This window comes from Gordonia sp. NPDC003422, from assembly GCF_053588675.1.
Window position 1 is genome coordinate 65676 of the sequence record NZ_JBSFQL010000014.1, and the last position, 23124, is coordinate 88799.

Here is a 23124-nt window from a genome sequence, read left to right on the forward strand (position 1 = left end):
GCCGAGAAATCGGCGGCGCTACGCTGGTGGGCGGATATTCGCACGCATGTCACCGCGACGATCGAGGAACACCGATGAGCGCACCCACCGCAGAAGAAGCCGTCACCGCAGAGTCCGGGACACAGCCGGACACCGAGAAGGTCGTTCTCGACCTCGCGCGGGCAGCGCGATCGGCGTCGCGGTCGCTGGGCGGACTGACCACTGCGGCCAAGAACAAGGTGCTGCTCGCAGCCGCCGACGCCGTGGAAGCCGCGGTCGAGGAGATCCTGGCCGCCAACGCCGAGGACATCTCGCGTGCCGAGTCCTCCGACATGGAGGCCAGCCTCCTCGACCGGCTTCGCCTGACTCCCGAGCGCGTCACCGGTATCGCGGAGGGCCTGCGACAGGTTGCGGTCCTGCCCGACCCGATCGGTGAGATCGTCTCCGGCAAGACCCTGCCCAACGGTTTGCAACTGCGCCAGATCCGCGTTCCGCTCGGTGTGGTCGGCATCGTCTACGAGGCCCGCCCCAATGTGACGGTCGACGCGTTCGGTATTGCCTTCAAGTCGGGCAACGCGGTGCTGCTGCGGGGATCGTCGTCGGCCGCGTCGTCGAACGCCGAATTGGTGCGAGTCCTGCGAGAAACGTTGTCGGACAACGGGGTCACTGCCGACGCGGTGGCGCTGCTGCCCAGCGAGGACCGTTCCAGCGTGACTGCACTGATCCGGGCGCGCGGTCTGGTGGACGTGGTGATCCCGCGCGGTGGCGCCGGACTCATCAACGCCGTCGTCAGCAATGCGACCGTGCCGACGATCGAGACGGGCACCGGCAACTGCCATGTCTACGTGCACGCACTCGCGGACCTCGACGTCGCGACGCGGGTGGTACTGAACTCCAAGACCCGCCGGCCCAGCGTCTGCAACACCGCCGAGACCGTCCTGATCGACAAGGCCGTCGCGGCAGACGCGCTGCCCCGGATCACGTCGGTCCTGCAGGCGCAGGGGGTCATCATCCATGGCGACGAGCCGGGGATGGAACCCGCGACCGAGCAGGATTGGGCCGAGGAGTACCTGTCGATGGACATCGCGATGAAGGTCGTCGACGACCTCGACGCCGCCGTCGCGCATATCGACAAATACGGAACCGGACACACCGAGGCGATCATCACCACCGACCTGGCCGCCGCCAACGAGTTCACCTCGCGCGTCGACGCCGCCGCGGTCATGGTCAACGCGTCGACCGCCTTCACCGACGGTGAGCAGTTCGGATTCGGTGCCGAGATCGGTATCTCCACGCAGAAGCTCCATGCGCGCGGCCCGATGGGACTGCCCGAACTCACCTCCACCAAATGGTTGGTGTGGGGCGCCGGACACGTGCGGCCCGCCTGATGAGCCAAGCATCCTCGGACACCGCACCGCGCATCGAGCCGTCCTTCGCCGACGTCGGCGACGTGGTGACCCGGCTGCGTGGCACGGGCTATCTCGCCGACGAGGCGACCGCGACGTCGACCTTTCTCGCCGACCGTCTCGGCAAGCCGTTGCTCGTGGAAGGTCCTGCGGGCGTGGGCAAGACGGAGCTCGCCCGCGCGATCGCGTCGGCCACCGACGCCGAACTCATCCGCTTGCAGTGCTATGAGGGCATCGACGAGGCGCGGGCGCTCTACGAGTGGAATCACGCCAAGCAGATCCTGCACATCCAGGCCACCGGCACGCGCGCATGGGACGAGGCGAAGACCGACATCTTCTCCGACGAGTTCCTCTTGCCGCGGCCGCTGCTGAAGGCGATCTCGTCGGAGGGGCGGACCGTCCTGCTGATCGACGAGGTCGACAAGGCCGACGTCGACATGGAGGGCCTGCTGCTCGAGGTGCTCAGCGATTTCGCCATCACCATCCCGGAGATGGGAACGGTCACCGCGGCACGACGACCGGTGGTGCTGTTGACCTCCAATGCCACTCGCGAGCTCTCCGAGGCCCTGAAGCGGCGCTGTCTGTACCTGTACATCGATTTCCCGGATGCGGCGCGAGAGAAGGAGATCCTCGCCTCGCGGGTCCCGGGACTGACCGATGCTCTCTCGGCCGAACTGGTGCGGATCGTCGGCGTCCTGCGCACCCTCGACATCCGCAAGAAGCCGTCGGTGGCCGAGACCATCGACTGGGCCAACACGTTGTTGGCACTTGGCGCGGGCGACGAGGCGAGCGGCAGTGCACGCGGCGGCATCGACGACGGTTTGATCGCCCGCACGCTGGGCGTGGTGCTCAAGCACCGGCCCGACCTCAAGACGGCGTTCAAAGAACTCAAGCTGGGCTGATGACCGCGCCGCTCGTCGCCCATCTCACCGACTTCGTCGACGAGTTGCGTCGCCGCGGTATCGAGGTGGGGCCGTCGAACCTGATCGATGCCGCCTCGGCGGTGGAGGTGCTCGACCTGCTGAGCCGCCCGCAGCTCCGGGAGGGACTCGCGGCGACGCTGCTCTCCGATGTGGCGCAACGCGGGGTCTTCGACCGTGTCTTCGACCTCTGGTTTCCGATAGCCTTCGGAAAGCGAACCGTCACAACCGATCTGCCGCGCGACGAGAACGGCGAGGTCGATATCCCCGCCGTGCGCGACATGCTGTCAGAGGTCCTCGCCGACGACGGACCCGACGCCGACGCCCGGCTGGCCGACATGGTCGCGATGATCGTCGACGCGCTGGGGCGCTACGAATCGACGCGGGGAGAGGCGTTCTCGGCGTATCAGGCACTGTCCGCGGTGAATCCGCAGACGTTGATCGCCGCCATCGCCGCGGCGATGGCCGGCGGTGATGACGGCTCGGGTGATCGAGCGGGCACCGACCCGATGAATCGCGCGGCGGCACGTGCCCGCGCCGCCGACCTGCGGGCGGCCATCGAGACGGAGACGCAGCGTCGGATGGCCGATCGCAACGGCCGCGAGCGCGTCGGCGAGTACGCGGTCCCGCAACTCCCGGAGAACATCAACTTCCTGTCTGCCGGTGCGCGCGAGCAGATGGAGATCCGGCGCACCATCGAGCCGCTCGCACGACTGTTGGCGGCCAAACTGGAGACCCGCAGACGGCGGGCGCATCGGGGTGCGGTCGACGTGCGCAAGACGCTGCGCGCCTCGATGTCGACCGGTGGCGTGCCGATCGAACTGAGTCACCGCAAGCCGCGGCCGGGCCGTCCCGAGCTCATCATCGTGTGTGACGTGTCGGGGTCGGTCGCCGGTTTCAGCCAGTTCACGTTGCGTTTGGTCTACGCGCTGCGCCAGCAGTTCTCCAAGGTTCGGGTGTTCGCGTTCGTGGACACCGTCGACGAGGTGACCGAGTACTTCGACCATGGCGAGGACGACTTCGGCGCGGCCATGCACGCGATGATCTCGACCGCCCGCATCAGCACTCGTGACGGGCATTCCGATTACGGGAACATGCTGCGCGGCTTTGTCTCCGAGTACGCGGACTCCCTGACCCATCGCGGTGCGCTGCTGATTCTGGGCGATGCGCGCAACAACTTCCACGACACGTCGATCGGTGCTCTGACGGAGCTGGTGGACCGGGCCCGGCACGCCTATTGGCTCAATCCCGAGGCGCAGACGCACTGGGGCACCGGGGACTCGGCTGCGACCGATTACCAGGAGGCGATCGACATGTTCGAGTGCCGTAACGCGGTGCAACTCGGCCGCGTCATCGCCGACCTCCTGCCGATCTGAGCTGCTGTCGAGCAGCCTCGATACTCCGACGGCGCGGCGAGGACGCGTAGACTCACCCTTCATGTCCGTCGACCGTTCGCGTGTGCGCCGCATCGGCGTGATGGGTGGCACGTTCGATCCGATCCACAACGGGCACCTCGTCGCGGCCAGCGAGGTCGCGCACCGGTTCGCGCTCGACGAGGTCATCTTCGTCCCCACGGGGCGGCCGTGGCAGAAGCTCGATGAGGACGCGCGGGTGAGCCCGCCCGAGGACCGGTATCTGATGACGGTCATCGCGACCGCGTCGAACCCGCGATTCAGCGTGAGCCGGGTCGACATCGATCGTGCGGGTGACACCTATACCGTCGACACCCTGCGTGACCTGCACGAACTGCTGCCCGATGCGCAGCTGTACTTCATCACCGGTGCCGATGCGCTGGAGTCGATCCTGTCCTGGCAGGACTGGGAGGAACTGTTCGAGCTGGCTCGGTTCGTCGGCGTGAGTCGGCCCGGCTACGAGCTCAACGCGAAGCATCTGGCGCAGCATCTGGAGGCGATGCCGCCCGACACGCTGCAGATGTTGGAGATCCCGGCGCTGGCGATCTCCTCGACCGAATGCCGCACCCGGGCCGCGAAGGGCAGACCCGTCTGGTACCTGGTGCCCGACGGAGTCGTGCAGTACATAGCCAAACGGAAGCTGTATCGTGCGCCTCGGGCGACCTCGCCCGGGGTGTCGCCGCCGGCGCGGGATGGCGGCCTCGACACCGCCGGTGAGGCAAAGACGAAGGGACGGGTGTGACTGCGTCAGCAGAAGCGCTGGAGATGGCACGGGTGGCTGCTGCGGCGGCCGCCGACAAACTCGCGCACGACGTGACGGTGCTCGACGTGTCCGAGCAGTTGGTGATCACCGACGCGTTCGTGATCGCCTCGGCCGACAACGAGCGTCAGGTCAACGCGATTGTCGACGAGGTCGAGGACAAGCTGCGGGAGGCCGGGCACAAACCGGTACGACGCGAGGGGACGCGCGAGGGCCGCTGGGCGCTGCTCGATTACGTCGACATCGTCGTACACATCCAGCACGCCGACGAACGGCAGTTCTACGCGCTGGAGCGGCTGTGGCAGGACTGCCCGGTGGTCGATCTGGGTGACCCGTCGTGAGTGGTGGACCGGATTCGCACGACACCGCCGTCGAACGCCTCACCCCGGTGGTCCGACGACTGATCCTGCTGCGGCATGGGCAAACCGAGTACAACGCGGGCAGCCGGATGCAGGGTCAGCTCGACACTGACCTGTCCGAACTTGGTGTGCGGCAAGCAAAGTGGGCGGCGGCGGCATTGGCCGAGCGGCAGCCGATGGTGATCAGATCGTCGGACCTGCGACGTGCACGCGACACCGCCGAGGCGTTGGCACAGCGCACCGGTCTCACGGTGGCCACCGATGAGCGGCTGCGCGAGACGCACCTCGGGGATTGGCAGGGACTCACCCACAGCGAGGTCGACGTGTCCGCGCCGGGTGCGCGTGCGGTGTGGCGCGACGATGCGACGTGGACACCACCGGGTGGTGAGAGCCGGGTCCAGGTGGCCGCGCGGGCGATCCCCGTGGTCGACGAGCTGATCGCCGAACTGCCCGAGTGGGGCGCCGGCGATACGCCGGAGGCCCCGGTGGTGCTGGTTGCCCACGGCGGGGTGATCGCGGCGATGACGGCTGGGCTGCTGGCGTTGCCGGTCGAGAACTGGCCGGTGTTCGGCGGTCTCGCCAACACCAGCTGGGTTCAGTTGTCCAGCCACGGGATGCCGGGTGCGCCGGGCCGCTGGCGTCTCGACGTGTGGAATGCGTCCGCCGAGGATTCGGACCCGGCGATCCAGTGAGCGCCCGACCCGGCAGTGTGTTGGTGCTCTCGGATTCGCTCGCCTACTACGGACCCACCGGCGGTCTGCCCGCAACGGATTCGCGGATCTGGCCGGTGATCGTCGGCGAGCAATGTCGGCGTCGCATCCACTTGTTCGGCCGCATCGGCTGGACGAGTCGAGACGTGTGGTGGGCACTCACCCAGGACCCGAACATCTGGGCTGCGGTCCCCGACGCCGACGTGGTGGTGCTGGCCTTCGGCGGCATGGACAGTCTGCCGTCACCGCTGCCCACCGCCTTGCGCGAGGAAATCCGCTATCTGCGGCCGAACAGGCTTCGGCAGCTGGTGCGCGACGTATACCAGTGGGTGCAACCGCGGGCGTCGCGCCTCGGCTGGCCGGTGGCGTTGCCGCCGCGGATCACCGTCGAGTACTTGGAGAAGATTCGCGCCGCGCTGGCCCAGTTGCGACCCGACCTGCCGCTCCTGCTGTGTCTGCCACCAACACACCGGAGCCCGTACTACGGCAACGTGCACCTCGGTCGGATACCGACCACGTCGGCGATGCAGCGTTGGGCGGATAGTCACCAGATCAGGTGTGTCGACTTCTATCCGACGACGCGGGACGCATTCGACGACCCGGACGTCGAGATGAATCCGGACGGCATCCACTGGGGTTTCGAGTGTCACCGCCGGATAGCGGAACTCGTCGTTCCCGCGGTGAGCGCGGCCGAGGCGCATCCGGCCGGGTGAACCGGCTAACGTAGACGCGTGCCTGTCGTCGTCGTCACGGATTCGTCCTCGCGGTTGCCGCGGTCGGTGGCCGACCATTACGGCATCCGCCAGGTCCCGCTGCACCTGACGCTCGACGGTCAGGACTATCGGGAGGGCGTCGACGAGATTCCGCCCGATCTCATCTCGACCCCCGGGGTCACCACTTCGGGAGCCAACCCGCACGAGCTCACGGAGGCCTTCGACGCCGCCATCGCCGACAGCGACGGCGACGGTGTGGTGGCCGTACACATGTCGCGTCGCCTGTCGGGCACCTGGGCGTCGGCTCGATTGGCCGCGGAGAAGTTCTCGGGTCAGGTCCGGGTCGTGGACTCGCGCTCGGTGGGTCTCGCAGTGGGGTTCACCGCGATCGCAGCAGCGCAGGCGGCGCGAACGGGCGCTGACCGAGACCGCGTCTATGAGTCGGCGATCCGCGAGGCCGCGACCGTCGACTCGTTGCTCTGCGTGCAGAACCTGGACAACCTGCGCAACAGTGGGCGAATCAGCGCGGCCAGCAAGATGCTGGGTTCGGCCCTGGCGATCAAGCCGATCCTGCACATGGTCGACGGCACCCTTGCCCTGCGCGAACGCCACCGAACGTTCTCCAAGGCGCTCGCGAAGATGGTCGACGCCGCCGTCGAGTCGGCCGCCGGACGCGCCGTGACGCTGGGCATCCAGCACTGCGCAGCCGACGCCGCCGCCGCCGATCTGGCCGAGAAGCTGCGGTCCAAGCTCCGGGTCGTCGTCTCGGAGATCACCGTCGACCTGGGTCCGGTGCTCGGCTGTCACGTCGGGCCGGGTGCGGTCGGAGTCGTCATCGCAAGTCATCTCGAGCCCATCGAGGGGATCGGTCGGGACTGACCCGACGAGGTCTGTGCACAGTCCGTCGTGTGTGCACAGACCGGTGCACCGCACGCGCGCCAACCGCCTTGCCGGTCGGGTCGCGGCCCTAGCCTTCGGGCATGAGCACATCAGGACGGCGTAATCCGCTCGATCGCCTGTCGCCGGTCGGACCCTCGGCCACGACTGGTCGGTCACTCGTGGGCGCGCCGGAGGTGGTCCCGGACACTGACTCCGGGCCGGACACCGACTCCGCGCCGGATGCCGATCACGTCTCCGAGACGCGGTGGGGGATAGGCGCCATGCCGGCCTGGCTCGACCCCGTGGACGGCGACCACGACGGCCGCGGAGGTTCGACTGCCGTGCGGTCGCCGACCTTGCTCGACTCCGTGGATGACGAGGACGACGCCGAACGCATCGGCTCCCGACGGTTCGCCGTCGCGCCGCCGGCCGCTCTCGCACTCCTTGCAATCGGTGTGATCGCTTGCGTGGTAGCCGGTTTCGGACTCTTTCGTGGCTCGGACCCGCCGCCTGCGGTGGCGTTCGAACCGACGGCAGGCCCGTCGGTGCCGATGACGACGTCGATGCCGACCGCCGTGCCGGCGCCGGCCCAACTGGTGGTGAGTGTGGTCGGACTGGTGCACCGGCCCGGCCTCGTGAGAGTGCCGTCGGGCGCTCGGGTCGCCGACGCCATCGAGACGGCCGGCGGGCCGCGTCAGGGAGCCGACACGGTGTCGCTGAATCTTGCGCAACTCCTGCATGACGGAGATCAGGTTCTCGTGGGATACGCCGGCGCCGACGGACGCGCGCTGCGCAGTTCGGTTGTCCCGGCCACGCGCACGGACTCCGCGTCGTCGGCAACGCCTGGCGGCGGTCCTACGACGCCATCGGCGACACCGGGTCCCGAGTCGGGGGCTCGCGTCAATCTGAACACCGCCACCGAGTCGGAGCTCGATGCGTTGCCCGGTGTCGGCCCGGTGACCGCTCGCGCAATCATCGACTGGCGCAACAAGAATGGCCGATTCAGCAACGTCGACCAGCTCGGGGAGGTCGACGGGATCGGGCCGGCGCGGCTGGCGAAACTCCGCGACCTGGTGACGGTCTGAGCCGGATCGCCGAGGTGTGGATCTTCGCCTGCTGCTCCCCGCGGTCGTGGTATGGGCCACCACGATTGCTGGACTTGCTGCCTCGCAACAGGTCACGGCGCTCGCCGCGATCGTCTCGGTGATCTGCTGCGGATCGTCGGGCGTGGCATGTGCTCGTGGGCTGGTAAGCTGGCGCACCGTCGGCCTGCTGGTGGTCGCGACCGGTCTGGCTGCAACATGCGCGACGGCCATGTTCATTCGGCAGGAGGAGCGTGCCGACCACCCACTTGCCGACGTGTCCGGCAAAGTGACGGTCACCATGGTCATCCGCGACGATCCGACGGTCGTCGGAGATGAGCGGCACGGTCGGGTCCGGACCCGTGTGGTCGTGAATCAGATCGGCGCGCGAACGGTCGCACCGGGACCAGCGGAGTTGTCTGCGGACACGGCGCAGTGGTCGGTGTTGTTGCCGGGTCAGCGGGTTCGCGCGCTGGTGCGGGTGCGTCCGCCGCCGGCCGGTTCGCTGCTGACCGCCCGCTTGACCGCGGCAGGTCCGCCGACGCTGATCGGACATCCACCCATTCACCAGCGGTTGGCCGGCGCGGTACGTGACCGTCTGCAGATTGTCAGTTCCCGGGCATTGGGCTCCGAGTCGTCGGGCCTGCTGCCGGGGCTGGTCATCGGTGACACGAGAACCCTTGATCCGGTTGTGCAAGAGGACTTCCGGGCGTCCGGGCTCAGCCATCTCACGGCGGTGTCGGGGAGCAATTTCGCGATCATCTGCGGCGCGGTGCTGATGCTGGTTCGTGCTGCTGGTGCGTCGCCTCGGCTGGCGGCGATTCTGGGTGCGGTGACGATCCTCGGTTTCGTGGTGCTCGTCCGACCGTCACCGAGTGTGCTCCGGGCGGCGATCATGGGTGCCATCGGCCTGCTGGCGCTCTTGTCGTCGCGACGTGCGCAGGCGTTTCCGGCGTTGGGTGCCGCGGTCGTGGGGGCCTTGCTGTGGTGGCCGGAGTTGGCGCTCCAACCCGGCTTTGCATTGTCGGTGGTCGCCACCGCAGGACTGGTCCTGTGGGCACCGCGGATACGCGACGGACTGCGCGGCATGCGGATCCCGCCCGGGCCCGCGGAGATCCTCGCGATGGCGATCGCGGCTCAGGTGGTGACCGCACCGATCGTGGCGATGGTGACCGGCACCTTCTCCGTGGTCGGGGTGGTGGCGAATCTGCTTGTGGCGCCGGTGGTTGCGGTGATCAGCGTGGTCGGCACCGTCGCCGCCTGTGTCGGGGTGATCGGGTCCGCGGACGGAGCGGGCGCTGCGACCGCCGAACTGCTCGTCCGGGGCGTCGCCCCCGAATTGTGGTGGATGCGGGTGTGCGCGCGAACGCTCGGACGGTTGAGTTGGGCCCGCATCGTGGTACCCGACGGGGTACTGGGCGCCGCGATCGTCCTTGTCGTCACGGGTCTCGTCGTGCTCGTCCGGCGAGGTTGCGCACGGTGGATGTCGCGGGGCCGCCGATCATCGGGGTGAGAAGTCGCGGTCTGCGCGGTTCGCTGTCACCCCGGTCTGGCACGATTGTGGCCGTGACCGAACGTCTGCACCTGCTCCTCGGCGACGACGACTTCCTCACCGGCCGGGTCATCTCGGCGGTGTCTGCTGAGCAGTCGAAAGCTGCCGGGACCCCCGTGCCGGTCACGCGTGTGCGTGCGGGGGATGTCAGTGAGCACGAACTCGCGGAGTTGCTCAGTCCGTCGTTGTTCGCCGAGGAACGCATCGTGGTCGTCGGGTCCGCAGCGGATGCGGGCAAGGAACCGGCTGCACTGATCGCGCAGGCTGCTGACTCGCTGCCCGACGGCATCACGCTCATGGTGATTCACAACGGCGGTGGTCGGGCGAAATCGCTCGTGCCCGCACTGAAGAAATCCGGTGCCGTGGAGCACGCCACGGCCGCTCCGCGCTGGCCGTCGGAGCGGATGGACTTTGTGCGCAAGGAGTTTCGTGCGCTCGGCGTCAAGGTCCACGCCGACGTCGTCGAGCAGGTGGTCGAGGGGGTCGGGTCGGAGCTGCGTGAACTTGCGGCGGCATGTGCCCAGCTGGTGGCCGACACCGGCGGCAAGGTCGATCGCGACGCGGTCCGGTTGTACTACCAAGGTCGGCCGGAGGTGACCGGCTTCGAAGTGGCCGACCGAGCGGTGACCGGTGATCGGGCGGCTGCTCTCGAATCGCTCGCATGGGCCTTGCATCACGGCGTGGCCCGCGTCCTGCTCGCCGACGCCCTGGCCGAGGCGGTCCACGCCATCGCACGCGTGCGTCCGCTGACCGGCAATCACTTCTCGGTGGCGTCGGAAGTCGGTATGTCACCCAATCGGGTCAAGAACGTGCAAGCTCAGGCGCGGGCCTGGGACTCCGAGTCGATCGCCCGGGCGATGAAGGTGGTCGCGGCGCTCAACGCCGACGTCAAGGGGCAGGCGGCCGACGCCGACTATGCGCTCACCCATGCCGTCGCCACGGTCGCCGACCTGCGGCCCACCGGTCGGCGTCGGGACTGATCCACTCCGGACACTCTGTGTCCTGTTGGAAAATCTGTGTGCTGCAGCGCACAGATTCAACGATTCGGCACAGGGTGGTGCGGTGCCGGCCGCGGGAGCGTCACTGATCGGGAGAGCTCGGTGACCGCCCCCGTGAGCTGGGGAAATACGGCAGCGCCTGCTGCGAAAGCCTAGGGGAAGAACTTCTTCCCCGGGGTTCATAGTCGTCCGCGAGAAACTTCTAGGGGAGGACACCAAGGGCAGGAGACGAGTTTCTTCCCCTACTTTTGTGCCGGATCGGGCCCTGAGGCCGGGGCTCTTTCGCGACTCAGCCGCGAGGTACCTCCTCCACGATCTCAGCCCACCGTCGGCGCAGACGCGATTCACCCCGGCGACTGCGTGGACGTCGCCGGGGTGAGCCGGAAGTGCTGATGCGCTGATTCGGTCAGGCCGAATCGAGGGTCAGATCAGAGCTTGTTGACGGCGATGGCGATCGCCGACTTCTTGTTCGCAGCCTGGTTGGCGTGGATGACGCCCTTGCTGGCAGCCTTGTCCAGCTTGCGGCTGGCCGACTGGCCGAGCTCGGTGGCCTTGTCCTTGTCCCCGGCCTCGACGGCCTCGCGGAAGCCGCGGATCGCGGTACGCAGCGACGACTTCACCGACTGGTTGCGCTTGCGCGCCGCTTCGTTGGAGCGGTTGCGCTTGATCTGGGACTTGATGTTTGCCACGCGTGTTTCCTCTGGTCAATGCTGGTGTGTTCGGTCTGTTCTGGCTGAGCTCGCAGACCCGCATCGGGTTCGGCTCGCGCCGGCAGCGCGCACCGGCGACACGGGTGCCACCTCGTCACTGCAACAGCGATCAACATTACCAGTCGCGGTGGTTCTGCCCAAAATCGCTGAACCCGACGGTGAACACACAGGCCACGGCTTTTGATCACCGTGAGCAGATGCAGTGGTGTGTCTCGGAAATATGCAACCAGTCTCCGGCGCTCGATCGACGCCTGGCTGCGTTGTCGTCGGTCACGATAGCGCCGCTATCGCTCCCTCCTCCGCCTTGCCAGGTCGCCGATCGCTCTACCGGATACCGGTCACCTATTTCCGAGACACACCACTAGTCTTTGACCATCATGTCAGTCGTCTTCGTGCACGTCGGCCTGCCCAAGACCGGCACCACCCACCTGCAGGACCGGCTCTGGCGCAACCGTGACCTGGCACTCAGGTCATCGGGGCTGCTTTACCCCGGAAATGTGATCTCCGACCACTTTCATGCCGCCGTGCACCTGCAGCCCGACCGCTACCTCGACTGGGCCGATCCGGCGTTCGCCGGGACCTGGCCGAAACTGCTCGGACAGATGCGTGCGTGGCCGCAGACCTCGCTGCTCTCCCACGAGCTGTACAGCACCGCCACACCGGCGCAGATCGAGTCCCTCATGAGTGACCTGTCCTTTGCCGACGAGGTGCATGTCATCGCGACGGTTCGGGACCTGGCCCGCCAGTTGCCGTCGGTGTGGCAGGAGAACGTCAAGAATCAGCGTCGTGCGAGTTTCGACGAGTTCGTCTCGTCGGTGCGCGCCTTCGCCCGGCCCGATTCGCCCGATCAGAGCCCGGCCGATCCGCCGCCGGTGATCGACGAGGAGCCGTTCTGGGAATTCCAGGACTTCGTGGAAATTCTGGACCGATGGTCGCAGGTGGTGGGCCCCGAGCGGGTGCACGTCGTCACCGTCGGGCCCCGCGGTGCCCAGGCGGTCCCGGGGGACTCCCTGTGGGACCGCTTCCTCACGACCATCGGCGTCGATCCCGCCGCGCTGACCATCCCGGTACCCAGCACCAACAGCTCGCTGTCGGCCGCGCAAGCCGAGTTCCTGCGCGCCCTCAATCTCAGGTTGCAGCCCGACACCATCGAATGGCGTCGCTACGAGCGGGTGATCAAGGGGCAGCTGATCGGCGAGATCCTGTTCGACGCCCCCGGCGGCCCGGCCCAGGCGCTGTCGCCCGCGCAGCGCGAATGGGCGGCGGCGAAGTCGGCGTCGATGGTCGCGGCAGTCCGATCGGCGGGCTACCGGGTCACCGGCGACCTTGCCGACCTCGGGGTGACTACGACCGCGGGCGCCACCGGTGACGCGCCACCCCCGACCTCCGACGACGTGCTCGATGTCGCCCTGGACACGATGGCCGCCATGGTGCTCGCGGCGCCGCTGCCCAGCGTGCGACCGCGCTGGCAGACGCGCGCGGTGAACGTGGTGCGACGTATGCGCAGGCGTGCGCTGGGGGCGCGCCGCTCGGTGTGAGTGCCTGGTCGGCATCGCCCCAGCGTGTTGCGCGTGTCGGCGACCACCATGCCGAATCGGCGTTTTTGTAGCACCATGGCAAGTTATGAGCCCCGCTTCCACCAGTGCGCCCGCCAAGAAGGCAGCGGCGCGTAAGTCAGTACCGGCCAAATCGTCGTCCTCGACGACCACGAGCAAGTCGGGAGGGCGGCCCGCCGGGGCCAGGACGAGGCCCAATTCTGCGGGCGAAACATCAACTGCGGTAGGACTTTTCGACGGTTACGCGTCGGGTCCCTATGGCGAGGCCTACGACGAGATGTTCGACGGCGAAACCGACGTCCGCACACCGTATCGCGGTATCCACAAGGCGATGAGCCGCCAGGATCGGTCCGATCTCGAGACGCGGGTGGACGCGCTCGGACGTGCCTATCTCGACCAGGGTGTCACCTTCTCGCTGTCCGGCAAGGAGCGGCCCTTCCCTTTGGATGTTGTGCCACGGGTGATTTCGGCCACGGAGTGGACCAAGCTCGAGGCCGGCATCACCCAGCGCGTGCAGGCGCTCGAACTGTTCCTCGACGACATCTACGGCGAGCAGGAGATCCTGCGCGACGGTGTGCTGCCCAAGCGGCTCGTGCACTCGTGTGAGCACTTTCACCGCCAGGCGGCAAACATCAAACCACCCAACGGGGTTCGCATCCACGTCGCCGGTATCGACCTGATCCGCGACGAGAACGGCGACTTCCGTGTTCTCGAGGACAACCTCCGCTCGCCGTCGGGTGTGTCCTACGTCCTGGAGAATCGACGCGCGATGGCGCGCGTGTTCCCGGATCTGTTCGCCACGCACCGGGTGCGTGCGGTCGCCGACTACCCGAGCCACCTGCTGCGGGCCCTGCGCGCCTCCGCGGCCTTCAACGAGGCCGACCCCAACATCGTGGTGCTCACCCCGGGCGTGGCCAACTCGGCATATTTCGAGCATTCGCTGCTCGCCCGGTTGATGGGCGTCGAGCTGGTGGAGGGCCGCGACCTCTTCTGCCGCGACAACGTCGTCTACATGCGGACCACCGAGGGCGAGCAACGGGTGGACGTCATCTACCGGCGCATCGACGACGACTTCTTGGACCCGATGCAGTTCCGGCCGGACTCGATGCTCGGGGTTGCGGGACTGCTCAACGCGGCGCGTGCGGGCAACGTGGTGATCTCCAGCGCGGTTGGCAACGGCATCGGCGACGACAAGCTGATCTACACCTACGTCCCGGAGATCATCGAGTACTACCTGGGCGAGAAGCCGTCGTTGCAGAACGTCGACACCCTGCGCTGCTGGCTCGACCACGAGTGCGAGGAGGTGCTCGACCGCATCGACGAGCTGGTGGTGAAACCGGTGGAGGGCTCGGGCGGCTACGGCATCGTGTTCGGTCCCGACGCCACCAAGGCCGAGTTGGACACGCTGGCGCGCAAGGTCCGCAACGACCCGCGTGGCTGGATCGCGCAGCCGGTGGTGCAGCTGTCCACCGTGCCGACCAAGATCGGCGACGACCTGCGCCCACGACACGTCGACCTGCGGCCGTTCGCCGTCAACGACGGTGAGTCGGTGTGGGTCCTGCCGGGTGGGTTGACGCGAGTTGCGCTCCCGGAGGGCTCGCTCGTGGTGAACTCCAGTCAGGGCGGTGGTTCCAAGGACACGTGGGTGCTGGCGTCGCGAGGGTCCGAAGAGGAGCGGGAGATGTCCGGCGCCAAGGTGGTCACGGCGAGTGGTGTCGCCGCCGCACGACCGGCCGAGAGTGCTCCGGACCCCGTGCACACACAGACTCAACAGCAACAACAGGGCGTCATGTCCACGCAGAGTCAGCAGATGGGCGACATGGTGCAGTCGCAGCAGCAGGGCGGCCAGGAACAGGGTGGTGACGCACGATGATGTTGGCCCGCAACGCGGAGTCGTTGTATTGGATCGGCCGTTATGTGGAGCGGGCCGATGACATGGCCCGCATCCTCGACGTGGCCATCCAGCAGCTGCTCGAGGACGCGACGGTCGACGTCGACCGTCAGGCCCGCCTGATCGTTCAGGTCCTCGGACTCCCCGCACCCGAATCGGGTGAGGAACTCGACGTCTGGTCACTCACCGAGCGGGTCGCCTACGATTCCGACGCCGTCGGCTCGATCGTCGACCTGGTGCGGGCGGCCCGGGAGAACGCCCGCGGTGCCCGTGAGGTGACGTCGAGCGAGTTGTGGGAATGCCTCAACACCACGTACAACGGGCTCGACGCGGCCGAGCGTCGTTCCCGCCGGCTGGGCCCGCACGAGTTCCTGGCCTACGTGAAGAATCGGGCCGCGATGTTCGCCGGTCTCGCGGACGCGACGATGAGTCACGACGACGGGTATCGCTACCTGCTGCTCGGCCGTTCGGTGGAGCGGGTGGACATGACCATCCGGATGCTGTTGGCTCGCGCGGGCGATCGGTCGAGTTCGCCGGCCTGGGTCAACGTCCTGGTGTCGGCGGGCGCGCACGACACCTATCTGCGGACCTATCGCGGAATCCTCAACGCGGAGAACATCGTCGAGTTCATGCTTCTCGACCGCCTGTTCCCGCGGTCGATCTTCCACGCGCTGAGCGTCGCCGAGCACAATCTGGCGATGCTGGAGAAGGGGCCGAGCCGCGTCGGGGCCCAGGCCGAGGCGCAGCTGCTGCTCGGCCGCGCCCGCAGCTCGCTCGAATTCCTCGAGCCCGGAAAGCTTCTCGACGATCTGCAGGAGCGGCTCGTCGACCTGCAGGACACCTGTCGGGCCGTCAACGAGGCGGTCACCAACCAGTACTTCCACGTCTCGCCGTACGTGTCGTGGGCCGACGCCCGTGTCAGTGAGGGCCACGTGATCGAGGAGAGTGAACTGTGAGCTGGCGTCTGCGCGTCGTCCATTCCACCGGATTCGCCTACAAGGAACCGGTCACGTCGTCGTACAACGAGGCTCGCCTCACCCCGCGCAGCGATGCCCGGCAGAACGTGATCGTGAACCGCGTCGAGACCGTGCCCGCCACCCGGTCGTATCGCTACACCGATTACTGGGGAACCGCGGTCACCGCATTCGACCTGCACGCACCGCATGAGGAACTCGAAGTGTCGGGGATGTCGGTGGTGGAGACCGAGGCGGGCGAACGCCCGGATGCGGACAAGAGCCGATCCTGGGAGGACATTCGTAGCGAGTACGTCGAGGACCGCTACGACGAGATGCTGTCCAGCACCGACTATGTCCCCAAGAACCGCGGGCTCGGCGCGACTGCGAAGCGGCTCGCGAAGGGTTTGACGCCGGAAGAGGCGGTCGAGGCGGTGTGCAAGTTCGTCCACGCCGAGATGGAGTACGTGCCGGGCACCACCGGTGTGCACACGACGGCCGTCGACGCATGGAACGAGCGCAAGGGCGTCTGCCAGGACTATGCGCATCTCTCGCTACTGATGTTGCGCAGCTTGGGGATTCCGTCGCGCTACGTCTCGGGTTACCTGCATCCCAAGCCGAATGCGAAGATCAACAAAACCGTCGAAGGTCAGAGTCACGCGTGGATCGAGGTGTGGACCGGCGGTTGGTGGGGCTACGACCCCACCAATGACACCCCCATCACCGAGCAGCATGTGTCGGTGGGCGTCGGCCGCGACTATTCCGATGTATCACCCCTCAAGGGCATCTACACCGGTGGCGGCGCAACGGATCTCGATGTGATCGTGGAGATCACGCGGCTGGCGTGAGGGCGGCTGATCAGCGCCAGCCGTGCTGTGCGCGGAGTTCGCCGGCCACCTCGTCGAACCGGCGACGATCGAGAATGGCGCCTTCCCTGCGGATTCCGTCGTCGTCGATGACGAGCACGCGGTCGAGCCGGACGAAACTCTCCCGGTGTTCACCATCCCACGCGCCGGCGCCGACCGAGATCCAGTCCGGGTCGTCGCGGTGATAGTCCTTGCTGGACAACATGAGTCCGAGAACATCGTCGGAGTTCTGATCGGCGCGGTCGCGGCCGACGACGAGCACCGGACGGTCCTTGCCCTGGTTCGGGTCGTCCTCGAACGGCACCCAGGTCCAGACGATCTCGCCGGGGTCGGCGTCGCCGTCGATGTTCGGTGAATAGCTGACCTCCCGCGCGAGATGGGCGGTGGGCTTCGGGATCGGTGCGCGGCGCGTCATCGGCAAATCTCTTTCAGCAGGAAGTCGTCGACGGCGTCGACGGTCAACAGCACGGTGGGCTTCTTGTTCGGGTCGAGATTGTGGCCGGTCTTCTCCACCTCGACGATCAGCGTCGGCGCCGGGATGAGGCCGATCGCCGCGGCCATCTCGTCGGTGGTCCCGAACGGGTCGGTGCTGCCGTGGACGACGAGCGTCGGCACCGCGATCGACGACAGGTGCTCGGTGCGCAGCCGGTCGGGCTTTCCGGGCGGGTGCAGGGGGTAGGACGTGAGCAGGAGACCGTCGGCAAGGTCGGCGCCGTCTTCGGCCACCGCCATCGACGCCTGTCGACCGCCGTAGGAATGTCCGCCGACGATGAGCGGGCCGCCGGATTCGTCGCGGAACATCGCGCACGCCGCGCGGATGCCGTCGCGGTCGGCCGCGGCGGTGGATGGGCTCGGCGGAGCCTTGGGGCGGCGCTGCCGGTAGGGCAGGTCGATGCGGGCGACCGTGAAGGCCCGCGCGGACAAGGCCTCGGCGAGCGCCCGCAGGATCACGGCGTGGCGATTGCCGCCCGCGCCGTGCGCGAGGACGACCGTCGCACGCGGGATCGATGCCGGCCGGTGGATTTCGGCGACCACGCCGTCGCGCTCCACGGACTCGACGCTGGTGTTCTCTGGCACGCTGGTCACAGTAGTCGGGTCGAGCGCGGTGAAAAGCCTCGGTCGTGGGCGGTCGGGGTACTCATGAGAAAATGGACACCGACGCCCGACCGCAGCGTTTTGTCCAGCGCAGCGTCCTTATCGAGGAGAGTTGACGATTAGCTTCGCCGATACCACCTTCACCGATCCGGCCCGGATTCGGAACTTCTGCATCATTGCCCACATCGACCATGGGAAATCGACCCTGGCCGATCGGATGTTGCAGCTCACCGGCGTCGTCGAAGAGCGCCAGATGCGTGCGCAGTACCTCGATCGCATGGACATCGAACGCGAGCGCGGCATCACCATCAAGGCACAGAACGTGCGGCTGCCCTGGAAGGTTGGGGACACCGACTACGTCCTGCACCTGATCGACACCCCCGGCCACGTCGACTTCACCTACGAGGTATCGCGGGCACTGGAGGCGTGCGAGGGCGCGGTGCTACTGGTCGACGCGGCGCAGGGGATCGAGGCTCAGACGCTGGCGAACCTGTACCTCGCCATGGAAAACGATCTCACCATCATCCCGGTGCTGAACAAGATCGACCTTCCCGCCGCCGACCCCGACCGCTACGCCGCCGAGATCGCGCACATCGTGGGCTGCGAACCGGACGACGTGCTGCGGGTGTCGGGTAAGACCGGTGCCGGCGTCACCGAACTGCTCGACGAGGTGATCAAGCTGGTGCCCGCCCCCGAGGGCGATCCGGATGCTCCGGCGCGGGCGATGATCTTCGACTCGGTCTACGACACCTACCGCGGCGTGGTCACCTACGTGCGTGTGGTGGACGGCAGGATCGTGCCGCGCGAGAAGATCGCCATGATGTCCACCGGCGCGACCCATGAACTCCTCGAGGTCGGCATCGTCTCGCCCGAGCCGAAGCCGTCCAAGGGTCTCGGTGTCGGGGAGGTCGGTTACCTCATCACCGGCGTGAAGGATGTGCGGCAGTCCAAGGTCGGCGACACCGTGACGACCGCGCGCAACGGTGCGACCCAAGCGCTCACCGGCTACCGCGAGCCACGGCCGATGGTCTATTCGGGCTTGTACCCCGTGGACGGCTCCGACTACCCGGTGTTGCGCGAGGCACTGGACAAACTGCAACTCAACGATGCCGCGCTCACCTACGAACCGGAGACGTCGGTGGCGCTCGGCTTCGGATTCCGCTGCGGCTTCCTCGGGCTGCTGCACATGGAGATCACGCGTGAACGGCTCGAGCGCGAATTCGGGCTCGACCTCATCTCCACCGCCCCCAACGTCGTGTATCGCGTCGTGATGGAGGACGGCAGCGAGCACGTCGTCACCAACCCGTCGGACTGGCCGGAGGGCAAGACCCGCAACATCTTCGAGCCGATCGTGAAGACGACGGTCATCGCGCCCAGTGAGTTCATCGGCGCCATCATGGAGCTGTGCCAGTCCCGGCGCGGTGAGCTCGGTGGCATGGACTATCTGTCCGAGACCCGCGTCGAACTGCGGTACACGCTGCCGCTCGCGGAGATCATCTTCGACTTCTTCGACGCGCTGAAATCCCGCACCCGCGGCTACGCCAGCCTCGACTACGAGGAGGCGGGCGAGCAAGAGGCCGATCTCGTGAAGGTCGACATCTTGCTGCAGGGCGAGGCGGTCGACGCATTCAGTGCGATCGTGCACCGGGAAGCCGCCTACACCTACGGCAACAAGATGGCGACCAAGCTCAAGGAACTGATCCCGCGCCAGCAGTTCGAGGTGCCGGTGCAGGCGGCGATCGGCTCCAAGATCATTGCGCGCGAGAACATTCGGGCCATCCGCAAGGATGTCCTCGCCAAGTGTTACGGCGGCGACATCAGCCGTAAGCGCAAACTGCTCGAGAAGCAGAAGGAAGGCAAGAAGCGGATGAAGACCATCGGGCGGGTCGACGTGCCGCAGGAGGCGTTCGTCGCGGCGCTGTCCACCGACGCGGTGGGTGACAAACCAAAGGGGAAGTGATGTCGGCGGATTCGATCAATCCTGTGCTGGCCGAGAGTGATCTGCCCTACGGGCTGCCGGATTTCGCGTCGATCTCCGACGATGACTTCTTGCCCGCATTTGCCACGGCGATGGCCGAACAGCTTCGGGAGGTCGAGGCGATCGCCGCCGATACCCGTGCGGCGACCTTTGCGAACACCATTGAGGCGCTGGAACTCTCGGGCCGGGATCTCGCCCGGGCGAGCGGAACCTTCTTCAATCTCGTCGGCCCCGACACCAATCCGCAGCGAAACACGATCTCGCAGCAGCTCTCGACAGAGCTGACCGATCACGAGAACACGATCGCGATGAATCCGGTGCTGTTCGAGCGGATCTCGGATCTGTATGGGCGCGCGGAGCAACTCGAACTGACCGAGTCGCAGCGGCGGCTGCTGGACAAGCGCTACCGCGAAGCGGTGCGTGCGGGCGCCGCACTGGGGCCCGACGAACAGGCCGAGATGCGTCAAATCGCCTCCCGCCTGGCCTATCTCACCACCACCTTCTCCCAGAAGATTCTCGACGACACCAACGCCTCGGCGGTCCTCGTCGACGACGTATCGCAGTTGGACGGCATGTCGAAGGGTGAGATCGCCGCTGCGCGACGGGCGGCTGCGGACGCCGGGCACGACTCCGGCTACCTCATCGCACTCGAACTGCCGACGAGCCAGTCCGCGGTGGAAATGCTGTCGGATGCAGGGGTTCGGCAGCGGGTCTTCGATGCGTCGGTGGCTCGCTGCTCTCGTGGAAACGACCACGACACAACTGAACTCGTGTTGGAGATCGTCCGACTGCGGGCGCGTCGGGCCGCATTGCTCGGCTACCGCGACCATGCCGAGTACGTCATCGCCGAGCAGACCGCACCCGATCCCGCGGCCGTGGACGAACTGTTGGGAGAGTTGGCCGTTTCGGCGATGCGCGCCGGTGGCCGGGAGTTGACGCGGCTCACCGAGTTCGCCGCAGGCGCCGACGTCGGCGCCGCCGACTACAGTTACTGGCTCGCCCGCGAGAAGCGGACGACCTCGACCGTTGCGCTCGACGACTTTGCCGACTATTGCGAACTGAATGCGGTACTCGAGCGTGGTGTGTTCTACGCGGCCGGAAAACTCTACGGACTGCGCTTCACCGAGCGCACCGACCTGGCCGGTTACCACCCGGACGCGCGCATCTGGGAGGTTTTCGACGACAGCGGCACCGGCATCGGGTTGTTCCTCGGCGACTTCTACGCGCGGTCGTCGAAGCGTGGCGGCGCCTGGATGAGCAACATCGTCGACCAGTCGGAGGTGTTGGCGCAGCGTCCCGTCATCGTCAACGTGCTGAATCTGACGAAACCCGATGCGGGAGAACAATGTCTGCTGACCATGGATCAGCTCACCACACTGTTCCACGAGTTCGGACATGCCCTGCACGGATTGTTGTCGGCGGTGGACTATCCGTCACAGTCCGGTACGTCGGTGCCCCGTGATTTCGTCGAATTCCCGTCGCAGGTCAACGAGATGTGGGCACTGCATCCTGACGTCCTCGCCAACTATGCGCGCCACCGCGAGACCGGCGAGCCGATCCCGGCCGAACTCGCCGACGCGGCCCGGGCATCGGCGTCAGCCGAAAGTGCCCATGGCACCATCGAATATCTCGCGGCGTCGGCACTCGATCTCGCCTGGCATCGGCTGACGGAAGACGAGGCCCAGGCTGTCGATGACGTGGAGGCCTTCGAAAAGCAGGCGTTGATCGACGCAGGCCTTGCGACCGAGCTGATTCCGCCGCGCTATCGCAGCGCCTACTTCAACCACATCTTCGGCGGCGGCTATTCGGCGGGCTATTACTCCTACATCTGGTCGGAGGTGCTCGACGCCGAAACCGAGCAGTGGTTCCTCGCCGAAGGCGGGCTCGAACGCGAGAACGGTCGACGCTTCGCCGACGCGACATTGTCGCGCGGGGACAGCGTGGATCCGCTTGTCGCACACGAGGTTTTGATCGGTCGAAAGGCGCAGATCGCTCCGCTTCTCGAGCGTCGGGGCTTGACCGTCTGACAGCCTGCAGCGAGTGCGCTGAGTCCGTCTCCGCCGGCTAGTGTCCCGCGCCTTAAATTGATTACATAACTGTTACGTCGGCCTGCCGCAGCCGTTCACGGCCAGTCTGACGTGGGATCCTGGGGTATGGCAGGTGGACGGCCGAAGGCCGAACTGGTGTTGACCGAGGATGAGCGGGTCACGTTGACGCGATGGGCTCGGCGCCCAAAGTCCAGTCAGGCGTTGGCGTTACGAGCACGGATTGTGTTGGGCTGCGCCGAAGGGTTGACCAACAAGGATGTTGCTGACCGTGAGCGGGTGACTCAGCCGACGGTGGGAAAATGGCGGCGGCGGTTCGTCGAATCGAGGCTCGACGGCCTGGTCGATGATCCGCGTCCGGGACGGCCGGCGTCGATCGCTACGGAGAAGATTGAGGACGTGGTGGTCACCACGCTGGAACAGACACCGACCAACGCGACGCATTGGTCGCGGGCGAAGATGGCCGAGCGTTCCGGGCTGAGTAAGTCGACGATCGGCCGGGTGTGGAAAGCATTTGGTCTGCAACCTCATCGGGCCGACCACTACAAATTGTCGAATGATCCGTTGTTCACCGAGAAGGTTTATGACATCGTCGGCCTCTACCTCGATCCGCCCGAGGCGGCCGTCGTGTTGTGCGTCGATGAGAAAAGCCAGATTCAAGCCCTGGCACGCAGTCAGCCCGCGTTCCCGATGATGCCGGGGATGCCCGAGAAACGCACCCACGACTATGTGCGGCACGGCACCTCAAGTCTGTTCGCGGCGTTCAACATTGTCGATGGCACCGTGATAACCCAGATGCACCGCCACCACCGCGCCGTCGACTTCCGAGAGTTCTTGCGCCACATCGACAAACAGGTGCCCGCCGACCTTGACGTGCATCTGGTCGCCGATAGCTACGGCACCCACAAAACGCCGATCGTGCAGTCCTGGCTCGAGCGTCACCCCCGCTTCCACATCCACTTCACCCCGACCTACTCCAGCTGGATCAACCAGGTCGAACGCTGGTTTGCCGAACTCACCCGTGAACTCCTCGAACGCGGCGACCACCACAGCGTCCACGCTCTCGAACGCGACATCAGGGCCTGGGTCGCCGACTGGAACACCCACCCCAAACCGTTCATCTGGACCAAGACCGCTGAAGACATCCTCAGCTCGATCGCTCGACTAATTCAACGAATTAACGGCGCGGGACACTAGGTGCGAGCCTGCGAGCCTCGAAGCCCCTGGTGAGATGGCATTGTCGGCTCACCAGCGCCCTTC

21 protein-coding genes are annotated in these 23124 nt (G+C 66.8%); 18 read left to right on the forward strand and 3 right to left on the reverse strand.

Features of this window, described 5'->3' with window-relative positions:
* The first annotated feature begins 74 nt into the window (after window positions 1–74).
* The 11 genes from ACWDTF_RS13520 (at window position 75) to holA (ending at window position 10752) form a co-directional block, all read left to right on the forward strand.
* Window positions 75–1367 (forward strand): glutamate-5-semialdehyde dehydrogenase, encoded by a 1293-nt coding sequence (locus ACWDTF_RS13520; RefSeq protein ID WP_240857556.1) that lies wholly within the window; start codon window positions 75–77, stop codon window positions 1365–1367.
* The gene (locus tag ACWDTF_RS13525) at window positions 1367–2287 is read left to right on the forward strand and encodes an AAA family ATPase (RefSeq protein ID WP_240857557.1); all 921 of its coding nucleotides are present in this window, start codon (window positions 1367–1369) and stop codon (window positions 2285–2287) included. Before ACWDTF_RS13520 ends, ACWDTF_RS13525 begins: the two co-directional genes overlap by 1 nt.
* Entirely contained in the window at window positions 2287–3681 is a 1395-nt protein-coding gene (locus ACWDTF_RS13530) for a vWA domain-containing protein (protein ID WP_449754480.1), read from the forward strand. The genes ACWDTF_RS13525 and ACWDTF_RS13530 overlap by 1 nt, the downstream gene beginning before the upstream one ends.
* A gap of 61 nt (window positions 3682–3742) precedes the next feature.
* Window positions 3743–4459, forward strand: coding sequence for a nicotinate-nucleotide adenylyltransferase (nadD, locus tag ACWDTF_RS13535; protein WP_433255403.1), 717 nt, complete (start codon window positions 3743–3745; stop codon window positions 4457–4459).
* The gene (rsfS, locus tag ACWDTF_RS13540; RefSeq protein ID WP_240857560.1) at window positions 4456–4818 is read left to right on the forward strand and encodes a ribosome silencing factor; all 363 of its coding nucleotides are present in this window, start codon (window positions 4456–4458) and stop codon (window positions 4816–4818) included. The genes nadD and rsfS overlap by 4 nt, the downstream gene beginning before the upstream one ends.
* Window positions 4815–5528 (forward strand): histidine phosphatase family protein, encoded by a 714-nt coding sequence (locus tag ACWDTF_RS13545; RefSeq protein WP_240857561.1) that lies wholly within the window; start codon window positions 4815–4817, stop codon window positions 5526–5528. The genes rsfS and ACWDTF_RS13545 overlap by 4 nt, the downstream gene beginning before the upstream one ends.
* Window positions 5525–6259, forward strand: a complete 735-nt coding sequence (gene octT / locus ACWDTF_RS13550) for a diglucosylglycerate octanoyltransferase (RefSeq protein ID WP_449754481.1) — start codon at window positions 5525–5527, stop codon at window positions 6257–6259. Before ACWDTF_RS13545 ends, octT begins: the two co-directional genes overlap by 4 nt.
* Window positions 6260–6277: 18 nt before the next feature.
* Window positions 6278–7138 (forward strand): DegV family protein, encoded by an 861-nt coding sequence (locus tag ACWDTF_RS13555; protein WP_449754482.1) that lies wholly within the window; start codon window positions 6278–6280, stop codon window positions 7136–7138.
* 101 nt (window positions 7139–7239) lie between these two features.
* Entirely contained in the window at window positions 7240–8223 is a 984-nt protein-coding gene (locus tag ACWDTF_RS13560; RefSeq protein ID WP_449754483.1) for a helix-hairpin-helix domain-containing protein, read from the forward strand.
* A 16-nt stretch (window positions 8224–8239) separates the two neighbouring features.
* Window positions 8240–9733 carry a ComEC/Rec2 family competence protein gene (locus ACWDTF_RS13565; protein WP_433255394.1) on the forward strand — a complete coding sequence of 498 codons (1494 nt, stop codon included), beginning with the start codon at window positions 8240–8242 and terminating at the stop codon, window positions 9731–9733.
* 53 nt (window positions 9734–9786) lie between these two features.
* Entirely contained in the window at window positions 9787–10752 is a 966-nt protein-coding gene (gene holA / locus ACWDTF_RS13570) for a DNA polymerase III subunit delta (protein ID WP_355276193.1), read from the forward strand.
* 446 nt (window positions 10753–11198) lie between these two features.
* Here holA and rpsT read toward each other — a convergent pair whose 3' ends face one another.
* A complete protein-coding gene (gene rpsT, locus ACWDTF_RS13575; RefSeq protein ID WP_355276191.1) occupies window positions 11199–11459 on the reverse strand; it encodes a 30S ribosomal protein S20 in 261 nt (86 codons plus the stop codon).
* A 398-nt stretch (window positions 11460–11857) separates the two neighbouring features.
* On the opposite strand from rpsT, the gene ACWDTF_RS13580 reads away from it, so the two are divergent.
* From ACWDTF_RS13580 to ACWDTF_RS13595, 4 genes are all read left to right on the forward strand, one after another.
* Complete coding sequence (locus ACWDTF_RS13580; RefSeq protein WP_240857568.1) at window positions 11858–13018, forward strand: sulfotransferase family protein; 1161 nt, start codon at window positions 11858–11860, stop codon at window positions 13016–13018.
* Window positions 13019–13103: 85 nt separating this feature from the next.
* The gene (locus ACWDTF_RS13585) at window positions 13104–14909 is read left to right on the forward strand and encodes a circularly permuted type 2 ATP-grasp protein (RefSeq protein WP_240857569.1); all 1806 of its coding nucleotides are present in this window, start codon (window positions 13104–13106) and stop codon (window positions 14907–14909) included.
* A complete protein-coding gene (locus ACWDTF_RS13590) occupies window positions 14906–15883 on the forward strand; it encodes an alpha-E domain-containing protein (protein ID WP_240857570.1) in 978 nt (325 codons plus the stop codon). The genes ACWDTF_RS13585 and ACWDTF_RS13590 overlap by 4 nt, the downstream gene beginning before the upstream one ends.
* On the forward strand, window positions 15880–16728 hold the full coding sequence (locus ACWDTF_RS13595) for a transglutaminase family protein (RefSeq protein WP_433255388.1): 849 nt from the start codon (window positions 15880–15882) through the stop codon (window positions 16726–16728). The genes ACWDTF_RS13590 and ACWDTF_RS13595 overlap by 4 nt, the downstream gene beginning before the upstream one ends.
* Before the next feature lie 10 nt (window positions 16729–16738).
* On the opposite strand, the gene ACWDTF_RS13600 is transcribed toward ACWDTF_RS13595, so the two are convergent.
* Together ACWDTF_RS13600 and ACWDTF_RS13605 are read right to left on the reverse strand one after the other, a co-directional pair.
* Entirely contained in the window at window positions 16739–17161 is a 423-nt protein-coding gene (locus ACWDTF_RS13600) for a type II toxin-antitoxin system PemK/MazF family toxin (protein ID WP_433255385.1), read from the reverse strand.
* Window positions 17158–17823 carry an alpha/beta hydrolase family protein gene (locus ACWDTF_RS13605; RefSeq protein ID WP_449754484.1) on the reverse strand — a complete coding sequence of 222 codons (666 nt, stop codon included), beginning with the start codon at window positions 17821–17823 and terminating at the stop codon, window positions 17158–17160. The genes ACWDTF_RS13600 and ACWDTF_RS13605 overlap by 4 nt, the downstream gene beginning before the upstream one ends.
* A 130-nt stretch (window positions 17824–17953) precedes the next feature.
* Here ACWDTF_RS13605 and lepA point away from each other — a divergent pair, with 130 nt between their 5' ends.
* The 3 genes from lepA to ACWDTF_RS13620 all read left to right on the forward strand — a co-directional run bounded on the left by lepA (window position 17954) and on the right by ACWDTF_RS13620 (window position 23061).
* A complete protein-coding gene (gene lepA, locus ACWDTF_RS13610; RefSeq protein WP_240857574.1) occupies window positions 17954–19801 on the forward strand; it encodes a translation elongation factor 4 in 1848 nt (615 codons plus the stop codon).
* Entirely contained in the window at window positions 19801–21846 is a 2046-nt protein-coding gene (locus ACWDTF_RS13615; RefSeq protein ID WP_449754485.1) for a M3 family metallopeptidase, read from the forward strand. Before lepA ends, ACWDTF_RS13615 begins: the two co-directional genes overlap by 1 nt.
* Before the next feature lie 126 nt (window positions 21847–21972).
* Window positions 21973–23061, forward strand: a complete 1089-nt coding sequence (locus ACWDTF_RS13620) for an IS630 family transposase (RefSeq protein ID WP_449754486.1) — start codon at window positions 21973–21975, stop codon at window positions 23059–23061.
* Window positions 23062–23124 lie beyond the last annotated feature (63 nt).